The 16,174-nt window shown below is 62.5% G+C and carries 14 protein-coding genes; 7 read left to right on the forward strand and 7 right to left on the reverse strand.

All coding sequences use genetic code 11. From position 1 onward, the window contains the following. The first annotated feature begins 85 nt into the window (after positions 1-85). From ACU0FH_RS13310 to ACU0FH_RS13340, 7 genes are all read left to right on the forward strand, one after another. Positions 86-1,333: an ABC transporter substrate-binding protein gene (locus ACU0FH_RS13310; RefSeq protein ID WP_446195124.1), complete on the forward strand. Its 1,248-nt coding sequence runs from the start codon at positions 86-88 to the stop codon at positions 1,331-1,333. 71 nt (positions 1,334-1,404) lie between these two features. Next, positions 1,405-2,142 carry an ABC transporter ATP-binding protein gene (locus ACU0FH_RS13315; protein ID WP_446195125.1) on the forward strand — a complete coding sequence of 246 codons (738 nt, stop codon included), beginning with the start codon at positions 1,405-1,407 and terminating at the stop codon, positions 2,140-2,142. After that, positions 2,135-2,914, forward strand: a complete 780-nt coding sequence (locus tag ACU0FH_RS13320) for an ABC transporter ATP-binding protein (protein ID WP_446195126.1) — start codon at positions 2,135-2,137, stop codon at positions 2,912-2,914. Before ACU0FH_RS13315 ends, ACU0FH_RS13320 begins: the two co-directional genes overlap by 8 nt. After that, on the forward strand, positions 2,914-3,801 hold the full coding sequence (locus ACU0FH_RS13325) for a branched-chain amino acid ABC transporter permease (protein WP_446195128.1): 888 nt from the start codon (positions 2,914-2,916) through the stop codon (positions 3,799-3,801). Before ACU0FH_RS13320 ends, ACU0FH_RS13325 begins: the two co-directional genes overlap by 1 nt. Position 3,802: 1 nt before the next feature. Then, complete coding sequence (locus ACU0FH_RS13330) at positions 3,803-5,674, forward strand: alpha/beta fold hydrolase (RefSeq protein WP_446195129.1); 1,872 nt, start codon at positions 3,803-3,805, stop codon at positions 5,672-5,674. A gap of 25 nt (positions 5,675-5,699) precedes the next feature. Next, positions 5,700-7,106, forward strand: coding sequence for a threonine synthase (gene thrC / locus ACU0FH_RS13335; protein WP_446195130.1), 1,407 nt, complete (start codon positions 5,700-5,702; stop codon positions 7,104-7,106). Positions 7,107-7,190: 84 nt separating this feature from the next. After that, the gene (locus tag ACU0FH_RS13340) at positions 7,191-7,940 is read left to right on the forward strand and encodes an SDR family oxidoreductase (RefSeq protein ID WP_446195131.1); all 750 of its coding nucleotides are present in this window, start codon (positions 7,191-7,193) and stop codon (positions 7,938-7,940) included. Between the two features lie 74 nt (positions 7,941-8,014). On the opposite strand, the gene ACU0FH_RS13345 is transcribed toward ACU0FH_RS13340, so the two are convergent. The 7 genes from ACU0FH_RS13345 to ACU0FH_RS13375 are packed head-to-tail and all read right to left on the reverse strand — an operon-like array spanning position 8,015 to position 16,156. Continuing rightward, positions 8,015-9,184, reverse strand: coding sequence for a M20 aminoacylase family protein (locus ACU0FH_RS13345; protein WP_446195132.1), 1,170 nt, complete (start codon positions 9,182-9,184; stop codon positions 8,015-8,017). 3 nt (positions 9,185-9,187) lie between these two features. Continuing rightward, positions 9,188-9,697, reverse strand: coding sequence for an L-2-amino-thiazoline-4-carboxylic acid hydrolase (locus ACU0FH_RS13350; protein WP_446195133.1), 510 nt, complete (start codon positions 9,695-9,697; stop codon positions 9,188-9,190). A 12-nt stretch (positions 9,698-9,709) separates the two neighbouring features. Beyond that, positions 9,710-11,011, reverse strand: coding sequence for an NAD(P)/FAD-dependent oxidoreductase (locus tag ACU0FH_RS13355; RefSeq protein ID WP_446195134.1), 1,302 nt, complete (start codon positions 11,009-11,011; stop codon positions 9,710-9,712). Next, the gene (locus ACU0FH_RS13360; protein ID WP_446195135.1) at positions 11,011-12,645 is read right to left on the reverse strand and encodes an aminotransferase class V-fold PLP-dependent enzyme; all 1,635 of its coding nucleotides are present in this window, start codon (positions 12,643-12,645) and stop codon (positions 11,011-11,013) included. Before ACU0FH_RS13360 ends, ACU0FH_RS13355 begins: the two co-directional genes overlap by 1 nt. 9 nt (positions 12,646-12,654) lie before the next feature. Next, the gene (locus tag ACU0FH_RS13365) at positions 12,655-14,298 is read right to left on the reverse strand and encodes an ABC transporter ATP-binding protein (RefSeq protein ID WP_446195136.1); all 1,644 of its coding nucleotides are present in this window, start codon (positions 14,296-14,298) and stop codon (positions 12,655-12,657) included. Then, complete coding sequence (locus ACU0FH_RS13370; RefSeq protein WP_446195138.1) at positions 14,295-15,170, reverse strand: ABC transporter permease; 876 nt, start codon at positions 15,168-15,170, stop codon at positions 14,295-14,297. Before ACU0FH_RS13370 ends, ACU0FH_RS13365 begins: the two co-directional genes overlap by 4 nt. Then, complete coding sequence (locus tag ACU0FH_RS13375) at positions 15,167-16,156, reverse strand: ABC transporter permease (protein ID WP_238369328.1); 990 nt, start codon at positions 16,154-16,156, stop codon at positions 15,167-15,169. Before ACU0FH_RS13375 ends, ACU0FH_RS13370 begins: the two co-directional genes overlap by 4 nt. Between the last annotated feature and the right edge of the window lie 18 nt (positions 16,157-16,174).

The raw sequence follows: 16,174 nt of genomic DNA on the forward strand, positions 1-16,174 counted from the left end.
AGAACACCCCCTGTTTTTGCAAGATCTGCCAGTTGAGAAGCGTGCTGCTCTGCGTCAGCCTGCACTGAATTACAGGGAAAAGGCAATGATGCACAAAAACATGACAAGAATTGTACAGCTGCTTGCAAGCGCAAGCACCGTCTCTCTGCTGGCCGGCGCGGCCATGGCAGATGTGGTGAAAATCGGCGTTCTCGCCCCGCTGACCGGTGCCACTGCCTCGGATGGCGAGGAATTCGTCCGGGGCGTGACCTGGGCCGTCGAAGAAGCGAATGCCAAGGGCGGCGTCGCCGGGCACACCTTTGAAATCGAAGTTGCGGACGTCAAGGATCACTCGGCCGCGAACGTCTCCTCCGCGGTTGAACGTCTTCTGGGTACGGACGGGGTCGAGGTCATCGTGACCGGCTACGCAAGCCTCTCGATGTTCGAAGTCGAACTGATGGCCGAAGAAAACATGCCCTATATCGCGGCTGGCCCCAGCCCGGGGTTCATGGCGATCACCTCACAGGACCCGGAATATTACAACTGCTGCTGGTCCTTCACCGCGTCCTTTACCGGGTACGAAACCGATGTCCTGCCAATGGTCGAAGCGCTGGGCGAAGATGGCGAGATCACCATCGACGACAAGACCGTCGCGATCATCTCCTCCGACAACCCCTATTCCAAGACCATCTCCGAAGGCATGAAGACCAGCTTTGAAGAGGGCGGATGGGACATCGTCGTGGATGAACTCGTACCCTTTGGTGAAGTCAACGACTGGAAGGTCATCCTCGCCAAGGTCAATGAGACCAATCCCGACCTCGTTGTGAACACGGACTATCTGCCGGGCAACTCAGCGCTGTTCCTGAACCAGTTCCTCGAAAACCCCAGCGACAGCCTTGTCTTCCTGCAATATGCGCCCTCCGTTCCGGAATTCCTCGAACTGACCGGCGACAAGGCCAACGGTGTCATCTACAATCTGATCGGCGGCAATCTCGACACGCCGAAATGGCCCCACGGTCAGGAAATGGTCGCAGCCTACAAGGCACGCTTCGGTATGGAGACCGGCACCTACGGGGTTGGCCTCTACGAGATGACCAACATCTATTTCGACGCGCTTGAAAAGGTCGGCGATCCGACCGACCACGACGCGATCGGCAAGGCGCTGGGCGAAACCAACAAGATGACCGCCTCGGGCAACATCGAATTCGACCCGGAAACCCATGTTGCGCTTCAGGACGATGATCACGTCCCGGTCACCTTCTGGCAGCTCTGGGATGGCGAACGGACGATGATCAAACCCGACGCTTATGCGAATGGCGAATTCCGCCTGCCGCCCTGGATGAGCGCCGAATAACACCCTCCGTGACCCCCGGCCTGTCACGCGTGTCCCATTCGCGCGGCAGGTCATTTCGCCTGGAAAATCCCATGAATACACCCATCCTGTCGGCGCGCGGCCTCTCCAAAAGCTTTGGCGGTCTCAAAGCGGTCGACGATGTCAGTTTTGACGTCATGCAGGGCCAGATCTTTGGTGTCGCCGGACCCAACGGCAGCGGCAAGAGTACGCTCTTCAATATCATCACCAAGGTCCCCTTCGGTCCGACCGCGGGTACCGTCGAACTCGATGGCAAACCCGCGCATGACCGTCGCGCCCATGAAATCTCGCTGTCCGGCATCGCACGCACTTTTCAGCGGGAAAACGTGTTCGGATCGCTCAGCGCCATCGACAACGTGCTGGTGGCGGTGGAAAGCCAGGCGCCGAAACTCAGCTTCGAACAACAGCTCGCCCGCGCCAATGAGGTCCTCGCCCTCGTCGGTTTTCCCTCGACCATGCAGAACATGGCGGCGGATTCCGTGCCGATCTTCTACCGCAAGCAGCTCATGATCGCGAGCGCACTCGCGCTTCGACCCCGCGTGCTCCTGATGGACGAACCCGCGTCAAGTCTCACCGGCCCCGAAATCGAACGCATGAAAGAGATCATCCTGACCATTCGCGGCACCGGCATCACTGTCGTTCTCATCGAACATGTCCTGTCCCTGCTGATGGAGGTGTCAGACCGGCTTCTCGTGCTGGATCAGGGCAGGGTGATCGCCAACGGCCTGCCTGCCGAGGTGATCAAACAGGCAGAAGTGGTCGACGCCTATCTCGGAGCTAGCCATGAGTGATCCTATCCTTTCCGTTCGCGGTCTTTCCTCGGGCTATGACCCGATCAAGATTTTCCGCAACATCGACCTCACCGTGGCCAAGGGCGAAAGCATCGGTATTTTCGGGCCGAACGGCCACGGCAAGACAACCTTTCTCAAGACGCTTAGCGGTCTCATCGACCCGTGGAGCGGCGAGATCATCTTTGACGGCCAGCGTCTTAACCGCCCAGGCGAACGCGGCAGCCGGAAATGGCGCAATTTCAACTACGACGCCGTCACCCGCCGCCGGATGGACCCGAAACAGGTGGCGCGCGCCGGGCTGATCCACGTCCAGCAGGGCAACCTGCTGTTTCCCGAACTGACCGTCGCCGAAACCCTGTCGATCTCGACCACCGCCGCGCGGGGCCGCAAGGGCTGGTCACTGGCCGAGGTCCAATCGCTCTTCCCACGCCTCGCTGAACGCAATGATCACAAGATCCGGTTCCTGTCGGGCGGCGAACGCCAGATGGTTTCGGTCGCAGCCGGGCTGATGTCCGCGCCGCGCCTGCTGATCCTCGATGAGCCGACCCTTGGCCTCTCGCCGAAAATCCGCGCCGAGCTTTGCGCGGCCATCCTCACGGTCAAGGAAACCGGCCTGCCGATCATCCTGATCGATCAGGACGTCGCCTTCCTCGGGCAGATCATCGACACGCTTTACCTCTTCGATCACGGCCGCATCTCGGGCCGCATGAGCCGCGAGGAAATGCCTGACCACGACGGTCTGATGGCCATCCTTTTCGGAGATCAACACTGATGGATCCTGTAACCCTCTTCTCGATCATCAAGGGCGGCATCGTGCTCGGGGCGCTGTATGCTCTGATGGCAACCGGGCTGTCGCTGGTCTGGACCACCCTTGGCATCTTCAATTTCGCCCACGGCGCCTTTATTGCGCTCGGGGCCTATGTGGCATGGCAATTCTCGGCCACCGACGCCTTTGGCTGGCCGCTGGCGCTGGGCATCATCGCCACCTCGCTGGTGATGTTCGCCATCGGTGCCTTTCTCCACCTCACCCTCGTGAAACCGTTCGAACGCCGTTCTGACGTGGTGCTGATCACCGTGATCACCACCCTTGCAGGCTCCGCCATCCTCGAAAACCTGCTTCTGGTGATCTGGGGGCCGCGCTCCAAGCAGATTCCGAAAATGGCCGAGGGCGAAGTGGCCATCGGCGGCTTTCACCTCGCGCTCAGCGAAATTATCCTGCTGGTGCTGGTGCTGGCGATCCTTGTCGGGGTAGGGGCCTTCCTGCGCTATTCCCGTCCGGGCCGGGCCATGCGTGCGGTCTCGCAGAACCGCGAAGCCGCGCAATTGCTCGGGCTGAACGTGCCGATGTATTTCGCGCTGGTCCTTGGCCTCTCTGCCGTGACCGCCGGTCTCGCGGGCGTCTTCATCGGCACCATCCGTTTCATGAACCCAGCCATGGGTAGCGAACCCCTGATGAAGGCCCTGATCGTGGTGATTTTCGGCGGCGTCGCGCGCTTTTCCAGCCCGATCTACGCCGCCTTCATCATCGGTCTGCTCGAGGCCTTCTCGATATACTTTGTCGGCCTCTACTGGGCGCCCGCCGTTCTGTTCTTCACGATGATCGTGGTCTTGCTGATCAAGCCCGAAGGGCTCTTCGGCAAATACCAAAGGACCCTCTGACATGCGCTACGATCCCCCCATTCACAAGACCCAGGGCCTCTTGCCGCTGATCCTCGCCTTTGCGGTCCTGGTCCTCTTCCCCTTTGTCTTCGAGGCCACCTATTTCCGCCACGTCCTGATCCTTGCCTTTGTCTTTGCCATCGTTGCGACAAGCTGGGATCTCAGCCTCGGCTATGGCGGGCTGTTCAACTTTGCCCATGTGGCGCTCTTCGCGGTGGGGATCTATACCTACGCGATCCTCGCCAAGACGCTCGGCTTTTCGCCCTGGCTGTCGATCCTCGCGGGTGGGGGCACGGCAGCTTTCGTCGCGCTGCTGATCTCGCTCCCGGTGCTGCGCCTCGACGGGGTCTATGTCATCCTCGTCACCATCGCTTTCGGTCAGCTCATCTATCTGGTCGTGGTGTCATGGTCTGACGTGACCGGCGGCACCTCGGGCATGGTCACGCTGCCGACCCTTCAGATCGGCGATTATCGCCTCTCCAAGGACGGTCGCATCGGGTATTACTTCCTCGGTCTGGGTCTGCTCGCCGCCAATCTGGCTTTTCTCTACTATGTCACCCGCTCGCGCCTGGGCCGCGCCGCCGTGGCGCTGCGCGACAACAAGTATTACGCCATTGCCCGCGGCATATCCGAGGCTCGCACCCGCGCGCTCACCCTCATGGCCAGCGCCGTCTTCACCGGCATCGCCGGGGCGTTCTATGCCGCCTACCTGCGCGTTGCCTCGCCCGATGCCTTCGGCATGGGCTTCCTGACGCTCCTGCTGTCGATCCTGCTTGTCGGCGGCACCGGCACGATATGGGGACCGGTCGTCGCCGCCTTTGCGGTTTCGATCCTCTCGGAATGGCTGGCCGGGTTCGGCGCTTGGCAGAACATCGTGATCGCGCTTGCCATCGTGCTTGTCGTGGTCTTCTACCCCGGCGGTCTCTGGGCGGCCTTGCAGGAACTGCGCGAAGTCGCGGACAACCTGCGTTCCTCCGCCATCGCCCGCCTGCGCCGCCGCGAAACCGCCACGCGCGAGGCGATGACCGGTGCGCAGGAACGCCTGCTGCAAACGTCCCACGGTCTGATCTCTGTCGCCGATACCGGGGATGCCGACAAACCGGCCCTGCTTCTGCTCCACGGAAACTCCGCCTGCAAAGAAGCGTTTCACAAGCAGTTCCGCAGCTTTGCCGACAGCTATCGCGTCATCTCTTTTGACTATCCGGGCCACGGCGTTTCAGCCAATGCCGACCCCGAGCAAAGCTACAACATCTCGGCCTATGCCGAGATTGCCGAAGAGGTCCTTGCCGATTGCGGTGTCACCGAGGTCTCGGTGTTCGGCTGGTCGCTTGGCGGCTATGTCGCGATGGAACTGACCGCGCGGGGTAATGTCACGGTTACGGCGCTTGCCATTTCCGGCACGCCGCCGCTCAACATGGTGCCCGATGACTTCGGACGCGGCTACAACCCGGACTCGCATCTCGTTCTCTCGGGCAAGCAGTACTTCTCGCGCACCGAGGCCACGAACTACGCCAATAGCGCGACCGCCCCTATCTCCGAGGAATCCGCCTTTCTCCACCGCAACCTGCGCCGCACCGATGGCCGCGCCCGGGTCTATGCCCTGTCGCGTCTGGGCGTGATCGACTGGCCACGGCAGATGCGGATCCTGTCCGAAGGCAAGATCCCTTTCGCCATTCTGAACGGCAGCGATGATCCCTTCCTCAACCACGACTACATCGCGCGGCTGAAATACGGGAATATCTGGCGCGGCGCGCCGCAGGACATCCCAAACGGTCGCCATGCTCCGTTCTTCAACCAACCGGACCAGTTCGATCTCGCGCTCTTTGCCTTCCTCGAACACGCCCGCTCGCTGGACATGGCCCGGCAGGCATGACCTCTCACCCCGATTGGTAAACCCGATGAAATATGTCTCGACCCGTGGCAAAGCCCGCGATCTCACCTTCAAAGAAGCCCTTCTGACCGGGCTTGCGAGCGATGGCGGTCTCTACGTCCCCGATGTCTGGCCGCGCTTCACCCCCGAAGAAATCGCCGGTTTTCGCGGTCGTCCCTATGCCGAGGTCGCCCTCGCGGTGATGGAAAAATTCACCGGTGATGAAATCGCGAGGGACGACCTGCAACAGATGATCGAAGACGCCTATGCCGGGTTCACCCATCCGGCGGTGTCCCCGCTGGTGCAGCTTGGCCCGAACGACTGGCTGCTCGAACTGTTTCACGGTCCCACGCTCGCCTTCAAGGATCTCGCCATGCAGATTCTCGCGCGACTGATTGACCACGTGCTGGAGGAGCGCAGAGAGCGTCTGACCATCGTCGGCGCAACCTCTGGCGATACCGGCGGCGCCGCACTTGCCGCCTTTTGCGAAAGCAAACGGGTCGATGTGTTCTTCATGTATCCCGATGGCAAGGTCTCAGAGTTTCAGCGCCGCCAGATGACCACGCTGAACGCCGACAATTGCCACGCCATCGCGCTCAATGGGAGCTTTGACGATTGTCAGAACCTCGTGAAAGCGCTCTTTGCCCGCCCCGACCTGCGCGAGGGGTTCAACCTCTCTGCGGTGAACTCGATCAACTGGGGCCGCATCATGGCGCAGGTGGTCTATTACTTCACCGCTGCGACGGCCCTCGGTGCGCCGGATCGCAAGGTCAGCTTCAGCGTGCCTACCGGGAATTTCGGCGATATCTATGCAGGTTATGTCGCGCATCTGATGGGCCTGCCGATTGATCGGCTTGTCATCGCAAACAACGAAAACGATATCCTGACCCGCACGCTGAACACCGGCGATCACGCGCTGCGCGACGTGGTCGCAACCAATACGCCCTCGATGGATATCCAGATTTCCTCGAATTTCGAACGTCTCTTGTTCGAGGCCTCTGGGCGCGACGCCACGCTGGTTGCGCGCCTGATGACAGATCTCGCCGCCGGCCACGCCTACCAATTGCCGCAAGCGCTGCGCGACACCATCGGCGAAATCTTCGACGCAGGCCGCGCCACGCAGGCCGAGGCATCGGCGCGTATCCTCGCCTGCTATGCTGAGACCGGCTACCTCTGCGATCCCCATACCGCCGTCGCCCTGCATGTCGCCGAGCAGTTCAACGACGGGCAGTCCCCGATGATTACCCTGTCCACCGCCCATCCGATCAAGTTTGCCGAAACGGTGCAGCAGGCGACGGGCAAGGTGGCCGAACTCCCGCCCGGTCAGCAGGACCGCGAAACGCTCCTTGAGCAGGTCTCGAAACTCCCCAACGATCTGGAAACGCTCGCCCGTTTCATCCGCCGCAACAGCAGCGCGATGCCCGCGTCCGCCTAGCCCTGCTTTCCGCAAGGATCGGGTCGCCGCCCTCACACCCGCGACGCAGACTGCCGCCGGTTCAGCACAACTGGAGAACGGCACATGCTCTCGGACAAGACCATCATCATCACCGGCGCCAGCAGCGGCATCGGCGCGGCGGCAGCTAAGCTCTTCGCGGCCAACGGCGCCTCGCTGGTCCTCGCAGCCCGTCGTGGCGAGCTGCTCGAAACCCTGACAGGGGAAATCCGCGCCTCAGGCGGCAGGGCGGCATATCTTCCCGGCGATGTCCGCAACGCGGGCTACGCGGCCGATCTCGTCGACCTCGCCCAGTCGCGTTTCGGCGGGCTCGACGGGGCTTTCAACAACGCCGGTGTCGTCGGCGAGATGGGGCCGGTCCCCGCGATGACCGAAGAGACATGGAACGAGGCGATCGAGGTCAACCTGACCAGCGCCTTCCACGCCGCAAAGGCCCAGATCCCGGCGCTGCAGGCGCGGGGCGGCGGTGCCATCGTCTTTACCTCGTCCTTCGTCGGCCACACGGTCGGCCTGCCAGGCATGGCCGCCTATGCCGCCGCCAAGGCCGGGCTGATCGGCCTGACACAGGTGCTCGCCGCCGAACACGGGGCCGAGAACATCCGCGTCAACGCCCTGCTGCCGGGCGGCACCCACACGCCTATGGCAGGCGACGACGAGGCGTTTCATGATTTCGTGAAAGGCCTCCACGCGCTGAAACGCATGGCAAAGCCGGAGGAAATCGCGCGGGCAGCGATGTTCCTTCTCTCGGATCACGCGTCCTTTGTCACCGGCAGCGCGATGCTGGCCGATGGCGGCAATTCCATCAGCAAGGTGTAGTCGATAGGTCGAGGAAACCCGCAAAAGGCCTGCAAGGAAAAAAGGCCGGCCCCCGGGACCGGCCTTTACCATTCTCAGCCCAGCGGCAGACGCTGCCGCACAAGCGTCGTCCAGTAAGAACATCCCCACGAAATCACCTCGTCGTTGAAATCGTATTTCGGGTGGTGCAGCCCCGCCGAAGGGCCATTGCCGACATTGATCATCGCGCCCGGCACTTCGTTGAGCATGAAGGAGAAATCCTCGCCCCCCAAAACCGGCGGCATGTCGAGCGACACCTTGCTCTCGCCCGCCACTTCCTGCGCGGCGGCAGCGGCCAGCATGGTTTCGCGCTCATGGTTCACGGTCACCGGGTACATACGGATATACTCCAGCGTGCCCGTCGCCCCGTAGCCCGCCGCGATGTTGGGGACGATCGCCGAAAGCTGCGCCTCGATATGGCTGCGGACCTCTTCGCGCAGGGTGCGCACGGTGCCGGTAATCTCAAGCGTCTGCGGGATCACGTTGAACGCATTGCCCGCATGGATCGTGCAGAGCGACACCACCGCATTGTCCATCGGATCGACCGTGCGCGAGGTGATCGTCTGCACTGCCTGAATGATCGCCGAGGCAATCGGCAGCGGGTCAATCGTCTCGTCAGGCCGCGCCGCATGGCCGCCGCGCCCCTCGATGGAAATCCGCACCTCGTCCACCGACCCCATGATCGGCCCCGAGGCGATGGTGAACTCACCCACCGGAAGGTTGGGGCGGTTGTGCATCCCGTAGACCTCGTTGCAGGGCCAGCGGGTGAACAGCCCGTCATCGATCATCGCCTTGGCCCCCGCGCCACCTTCTTCGGCGGGCTGGAAGATCACGATGACCGTTCCGTCAAAGGCGCGGCTTTCGACCAGTTGCCGGGCCGCGCCCAGCAGCATCGTCGTATGCCCGTCGTGACCGCAGGCATGCATCTTGCCGTCGACCTTCGACGCCCATGGCTTGCCGGTATCCTCGTGGATTGGCAGCGCATCCATATCGGCCCGCAGGCCAATGGTGCGGCCCGACTTATTGCTCTGGCCGTGGATCACGCCCACCACGCCGGTGCGCCCGATCCCTTCGACCACCTCGTCGACGCCAGCCGCACGCAGCGCCTCGGCCACGGTCGCGGCGGTGCGCGTCACATCATAGAGAAGTTCCGGGTTCTGATGCAGGTCACGGCGGAATTCGGTGAGGGATTCCAGTTCTTTCGCAACCCAGTTTTCAACGGCCATGCCTCAGGCTTCCTTCTTTTTCATGCGGTAACGGAAATCGCAGTGGCTCGCGCCCTTCATGATGGTCTGCGTGCGCGTCAGCTCGATGTCCGGGTTGTAGCCGATGCAGAAATCGCCATCGCGGTTGCACGACAGCAGGTGGCCGATATCGCCCAGTCCCATCTCCTTGTACATTTCCGAATACCGGCAGCGGGTGACGTTGAAATCCATCTTTTCTTCGGTGGCTTCCAGCATATCGATCCGGAGCGCGTCTTCACGGGTCCAGTTCGGCTGGATCTCGGCAAAGTCTGTCAGGTCCGGCGCGCGGCCCAGAGCTTCGGCCAGCTGCTGCCCCTGTTCGATGGCCGAACGAGAGCAGGTCTCGCCGATCACCGCTTCGCCTTCTTCGCGGCTGGTGCGCTCGGTGATGACATCCAGCACATGTTTCAGGATCATCGCCTCGATCTTGCGGCGCAGCAGGATCGGAATGTCGTTGATCTCCATGCCTTCGGGAATCGTGTCTGTCGCGCTCATTGGGTCATGTCCTCACAATTTCGGTTCGCTCAGGTCCTTGCGTTTCAGCCAGGCCAGATAGGTTGGGGCCAGCCGCCGCACGGCAGCATGGACCGGAAAGGGTTTCGGCTCGCTCACGGGCAGGGCCAGTTCGTTCTCGTCTACGCCGCTCGCTGCGCGGGCCAGTTCGCGACCCAGCGCAGTGCCAAGCGCGACGCCGCGCCCGTTGCAGCCGATCCACGCCCATCCATCCGGGCCAAGCCGGTGCACGCGGGGGAAGCGGTCCCAGTTCATGCCGATATAGCCCGACCAGACATGGGTCATCTCGGGCACGCCCAGATCGGGAAAGGCTTCGGCAAGGCTTCGCGCGGCTTTGCGTCGGACGCGGTTGGCAATGTCATAACTGCCCATCACCGCCCCGCCGGTGATCAGCCGGTTGCGCGCGTCATAGCGGAAAAACCGCAGATCGCCGCGCGTGTCCGACACCGCCTGCCGCCCCGGCAGAATCTTGGATCGCAGGTTATCGCCAAGAGGTTCCGTCGACATCTGCCAGCTCAGCACCGGCACGATCGATTTCGCCAGCCTCGGCGCAAGCGACGGGATCAGCTCTCCGGTATAGGCATTGGTGGCCAGGATCAGCGCGCGCGCTTTCAGCGTGCCTTCTGGCGTGCGGATCACCCACTGTGCGCCTTCACGTTTGTAGCTGGTGACGGGCGACAATTCATGGATCACCGCGCCCAGTCCCTCGGCTGCCTTGGCCATGCCGCGCGCCAGCGCCAGCGGATTGATATGCCCGCCGGTCGGGTTATACATCCCGCCATACCAGAAATCGGTGCCCAGTATCTCGCGGGTTTCCGCCGCCGATTTCAGCTCGGCTGGGAAGCCAAAGCGCCGCCATGCATCCACCCGCATCTGCGAAAGTTTGACCCGACCGGGGCTGTGCGCAGGCTGGAACCAGCCGCTCTGTTCCGCCTCGGCCTGCATGTCGAATTCACGCACGAGGTCAAAGAGGATATTGGCCGAATTGCCGATCAGGTTGACCATCCGCTCGCCCGCCGCGCCATAGCGTTTGACCCAGGCGTCCGGCTCGGCCGAGGTCAGGATCGGGATCACCTGACCGTTGTTGCGCCCCGACGCGCCCCAGCCGACCGCCTTGCCTTCCAGCACGGTGACACTCTTGCCCTGACGCGCGGCCTCGATGGCCGCCGACAACCCGGTGAAACCGCCGCCGATAATGGCGATGTCGGTCTCGGCACTGCCGGTCAGCGGTGCTGCCAGTTTCCGCTCGGGCGCGGTCGCCGCCCAAAGCGACGGGGGGAATTCCACGGCTTCCATTATGCGACCTTTCCTGCCGCAACCTCTTTGCGGTCAATCTCATGCGGCAGCCAGAACCAGCGCAGCGCTTCTTCATCGGCCAGCAGTTCCGGACAGCCGGGCAGGGACAATTCGCAGCTTTTCGCCGCCAGAGCCTTGGCCTCGGCGAGACAGGTCTCGAAATCCGGCGCCTCGGCCTCCTCCGGGCAGGGGCCGGACCACAATTCGCTCAGTGAAGCCGGACCTTCGTCGTCGATCGGGCGCTGAGCCCGCCAGACACCATTGCCCACATCCAGCCGGTAATAGGGCAGCATCGCCAGCCCGTGTTCCGCGACAAAGCCGATCGCGGCGGCGATCCGCGCCACGTCTTCCTCGGCAAAGAACCAGTTGACCCCAAGCCGCGCCCAGCCGGGGCGAAAGGCGGAATGGCCAAGGCTCACCGCCTCTTCGTGGCGCCGCGTCGTCATCTCGTCGATATGCAGCAATTCATGCCCATAAGGACCCGCGCAGGAACAACCGCCGCGCGCCTGAATGCCGAACAAATCGTTCAACAGGGCCACCACATAGTTGTGATGCAAGAGCTTGCCGCGCACGCGGATGTTGAAGGAAAAGATACCGATCCGCGGCACGTCCTCGGGACCAAGCAATTCGACACCCGGTATCGCCCGCAAGGCTTCGTTCAGCTGCACCGTCCGCGCCATTTCGCGCTTTTCGACCTCGGCCTCGTCCATGTCGCGCTTGAGCTGCAGCACCATCCCCGCGCGGATATTTTCGACGATAGAGGGGGTGCCCGCTTCTTCGCGCCGCTCGGGGTTGGTGACATAGTTATGATCCGTCGCCGTTACGTAAGACACCGTGCCGCCGCCTGAAACCGTGGGGCGCGTGGTGTCGAGCAGGGTTCGGTCCGCGATCAGGATGCCCGAGGCCCCCGGACCGCCGGGATATTTGTGCGGCGAGATAAACGCGACGTCGATCCGGTCGCCCGCACCGGGCGCGGTTTCGGCAAGGCGTACCGGCAGATAGGGGGCGGCAGCGGCAAAATCCGCCACGCAATAGGCGCCATGCCGATGCAGCAGCTTGGCGATGGCGCGCAGATCGGTGCGCACCCCCGTCACATTGGACGCGGCCGAAAAGGCACCAACCTTGACCGGCGCATCCTCATTCGCGGCCAGTTCAGCCTCAAGCGTCTCAAGGCAAATGCTGCCCTTTGCGTTCAACGGCACGCGCACCACGCGGGCGCCGCTTTCGCGCCACGGTAGATCGTTGGAATGATGCTCGTACGGCCCGACAAATATCACCGCTTCGGCCCCCAGACCGCGCAACGAAAGCGCCCGCATCAGCTTGTCCGAGGCACCGGTCGCGCCCGATCCCACAAAGATTACAGCGTGATCTTCATCGGCATCCACTGCCTTTCGCACACTTTCCCGCGCCAACTCTCGCAACTGCGTCGAACGCCGCCCGGTAAAGGAGGTCTCGGTATGGGTGTTCCCATAATAGGGCAGCACGTGGCGGCGGATCGCATCTTCGATAAAGGACAGGGACCGCCCCGAGGCGACATAATCTGCATAAAGCAGCGAGCGTGGCCCGAAGGGGCCGGGGATCACCGACCCCTCGCCAATGATGGCGCTGCGGATATCGTTGAACTGGATAGACATTTTCAAACCTCAGGCAGCATCGGGGTTGCGGACCGGCGGCGTCCAGTGACGCCCCGGAATCGAAGAAAGCAGGTTGCGGGTATAGGGGTGTTTCGGATCGGCAAAGACCTCGGCGGTCACGCCCGCCTCGACGATCTCGCCTTTCTGCATGACGATGATACAGTCGCAAAGTTGCGCCGCGACCCGCAGGTCATGGGTCACGAACAACAGCGAAAGGTTCATCCGGTCGCGCAGATCGGCCAGCAGTTTGAGAACCTGCGCCTGCACGCTTACGTCCAGCGCGGAAACCGGTTCATCCGCGACAATCACCTTAGGCTCCATCGCAAGCGCCCGGGCAATCCCGATCCGCTGGCGCTGACCGCCCGAGAATTCATGCGGAAACCGGTTCGCGGCGGCAGGGGAGAGTTCCACCAGCTCAAGCAATTCGCGCGCCCGGGCACGCGCCTTTTCCGGGTCCTCACCATGTACGATAGGGCCCTGCGCGATCAGGTCGACCACCCGTTTGCGCGGGTTGAGCGACGCCATCGGGTCCTGAAACACCATCTGGATATGCTTGCGCATCCCCCGCAGTTCCGAGGGCGAACAGGCCAGCAGGTCCTTGCCGTCCACATCGACAGCCCCCGCATCAGCCTCAAGCAGTCGGGTCACCAGACGTGACACCGTGGTCTTGCCCGACCCGGATTCACCGACGACGCCCAGCGTTTCGCCCTGATGCAGCTCAAAGCTCAGGTCTTTCACGGCGGTCACCGCCTTGCGCTTGCCCGAGAGCAATCCACCCTTGGCAGCAAAGGTCTTTTTCAGCCCGGTACCCTTCAGCACGACGGGCAGGGTGCTCACCGGTTTCGGCGGCGGCGGCGCCAGATCGGGAACCGAGGCGATCAGAGCTTGGGTATAAGGGTGCTGCGGATGGTTCAGCACCTGATCCGCCGCGCCCTGTTCGACCACTTCGCCCTGCCTCAGCACGATCACATGATCGGCGATCTCGGCCACGACGCCGAAGTCATGGGTGATGAACAGCACGCCCGCGCCGTCCTCTTGCTGCAACTCGCGGATCAGCTTGAGGATCTGTAACTGCGTCGTCACGTCCAGCGCGGTGGTCGGCTCGTCCGCGATCACCAGCTTGGGCGACAGCGACAGCGCCATCGCGATCATCACCCGCTGCCGCTGGCCACCGGAAATCTGGTGCGGATAGGCGTTATAGGCCGACTCCGGATCGGGAATATGCACCCGGTTCAGCATCTCGATGGCATGCTTGCGCCGCGCGGCCCGGTTGCCTTCCATATGCAGCTTCAGCACCTCGTCGATCTGCCAGCCCACGGTCTTCTGCGGGTTCAGCGCCGTCATAGGCTCCTGAAAGATCATGGAAATCCGGTTGCCCCGGATCTGCTTCATCTCGCGGTCGGTCTTGGCAAGGATATCCTCGCCCAGAAAGTTGATCGACCCGCCCGCCACATGCACATGCGGCTCCGGCAGCAGGCGCATGATCGCCCCGGCGGACAGGGATTTACCCGACCCGGATTCACCAACCATGCAGACGATCTCGCCCGGTTTCACGGTCAGGTTCAGCCCGTCCAGCGCAAAGGGACGGTCCGAGCCTTCGGGCAGGGCGATCTTCAGGTCGCGGATTTCGAGGATAGGGGAGTGATCGCTCATTGCTTCTGCCTTGGGTTAAGCGCGTCGTTCAGGCCTTCGCCGAGGAGTGAGAAAGACAGCACAGTCAAAACGATGGCGATCCCGGGAATTGCGGCGCAGTACCACGCGGTACGCAGCACGGCGCGACCCTGTCCGATCATGTTGCCCCAGCTTGCATAGTTCGGGTCGCCAAGACCAAGAAAGGCAAGCGCGCTTTCCAGCAGGATCGACAGCGCCATGATAACCGACGCGTAAACGATGATCGGCGGCAGCGCGTTGGGCAGAATCTCGCGAAAGATCAGCGAGGTGTTCGACACGCCCAGGTTCCGCGCCGCATCCACGAACTCGCGGTTTCTCAGCGACATGAACTCGGCCCGGACCATGCGGGCAGGGGCCGTCCAGCTCACGATCCCGATGGCCAGCGTGATCCACTCGATCTTGGAGCCAAGGATCGCGACCAGCGTCAGCAGCAGCACAAAGTTGGGGATGGTCTGGAATGCCTCGGTCACGCGCATCAGCACGTCATCGACCCAACCGCCAAAGTACCCGGCAAGCGCCCCAATGATCACCCCGATGGCAATCGCCACCAGTGTCGCAACCACGCCCACCAAAAGCGAGATCCGCGCGCCGTAGAACAGGCCCGAAAGAATATCGCGGCCAAGCTGGTCGGTCCCCAGCGGCACCGACATGTCCACGAAAGGCGAGGTCAGCGGATCGCCCGCCCGGCGCAGCGGATCGCCCGGATCGACAAACCCGGCGGTCAGCGCCATCAGCACCACGACGGCAAAGATGAAAAGCCCCAGCAGCGCCGCGCGGTTGCGCCGGTAGCGCCGCCAAAAGACGATGCCGCGCGAGGGTTCCGGCGGGCGGAGTTCTGTATCGAGAACAGTCATGCGAGTTCGATCCGGCTGTCGAGACGTGCGTAAAGCAGGTCGGTCAGGAAATTCACGACGACAACGATGATCGAGCAGAGAAAGATGATCCCCATCAGCGTGTTCATGTCGCGTTGGATGACGGATTGATAGGCCAACTGGCCAAGCCCGGGCAGGGTAAAGATGGTCTCAACCACCACCGAACCGCCCAGCACCGTCGAAAATTGCAGGCCAAACAGGGTGACCACCGGCAGCAGCGCATTGCGCATGATGTGGTGGAACATCAGCCGGGTCTCGCCCGCGCCCTTGGCCCGCGCGGTACGTACGAAATCAAGATCGGCCACCTGCAATACAGACGAGCGCATCAGGCGCAGGTAGAAGGAGAGGTAGATCAGCGACAGCGCGGCGGTCGGCATGATCAGGTGCAGGGCCACGTCCCAGACATGGTCCCAACCGGTGTAGAACCCGGCGATGGTCTTGATCCCGCCCACCGGCAGCCAGCCGAGTTTCACCGAGAACAGCAGCATCATCATCAGCGACAGGAAAAAGCTCGGCGTCGCATAAAAGATCAGGCCAAGCGTCGAAATCACGTTATCGGTCAGCGAATAGGCCCGCCGCGCGGCAATCGCGCCAAGCGCCACACCAACGGTGAACGCGATGCTGAGCGAGGTCGCCATGAGCAGCAGCGTAGTGCCCAGACGGTCCATCAGAACGGTGGCAACCGGCTGTTCGTAAACGAAAGACCAGCCCAGATCAAAGGTCGCCAGCTTTTCCATATAGCGCCAGAGCTGTACCCAGACCGGCTGATCCAGCCCGTATTCCACCCGCAATCGTTCGATGAACTGGGCATCCGCCCCGCCCATGTCGCCGACAAGCGCATCGACCGTGTCGCCGGGCGCGAGTTTAAGCAAAAGGAAGGTGCCGACCATGATCAGGATGATCACCGGTATGGCCTGCGCCAGACGGCGCAGCGAATAGATCAGGATCGGGGGGAGAGCCAATTTCATCAATCTTCTTTCGAGAGA

This window comes from Heliomarina sp. (genome assembly GCF_052826185.1).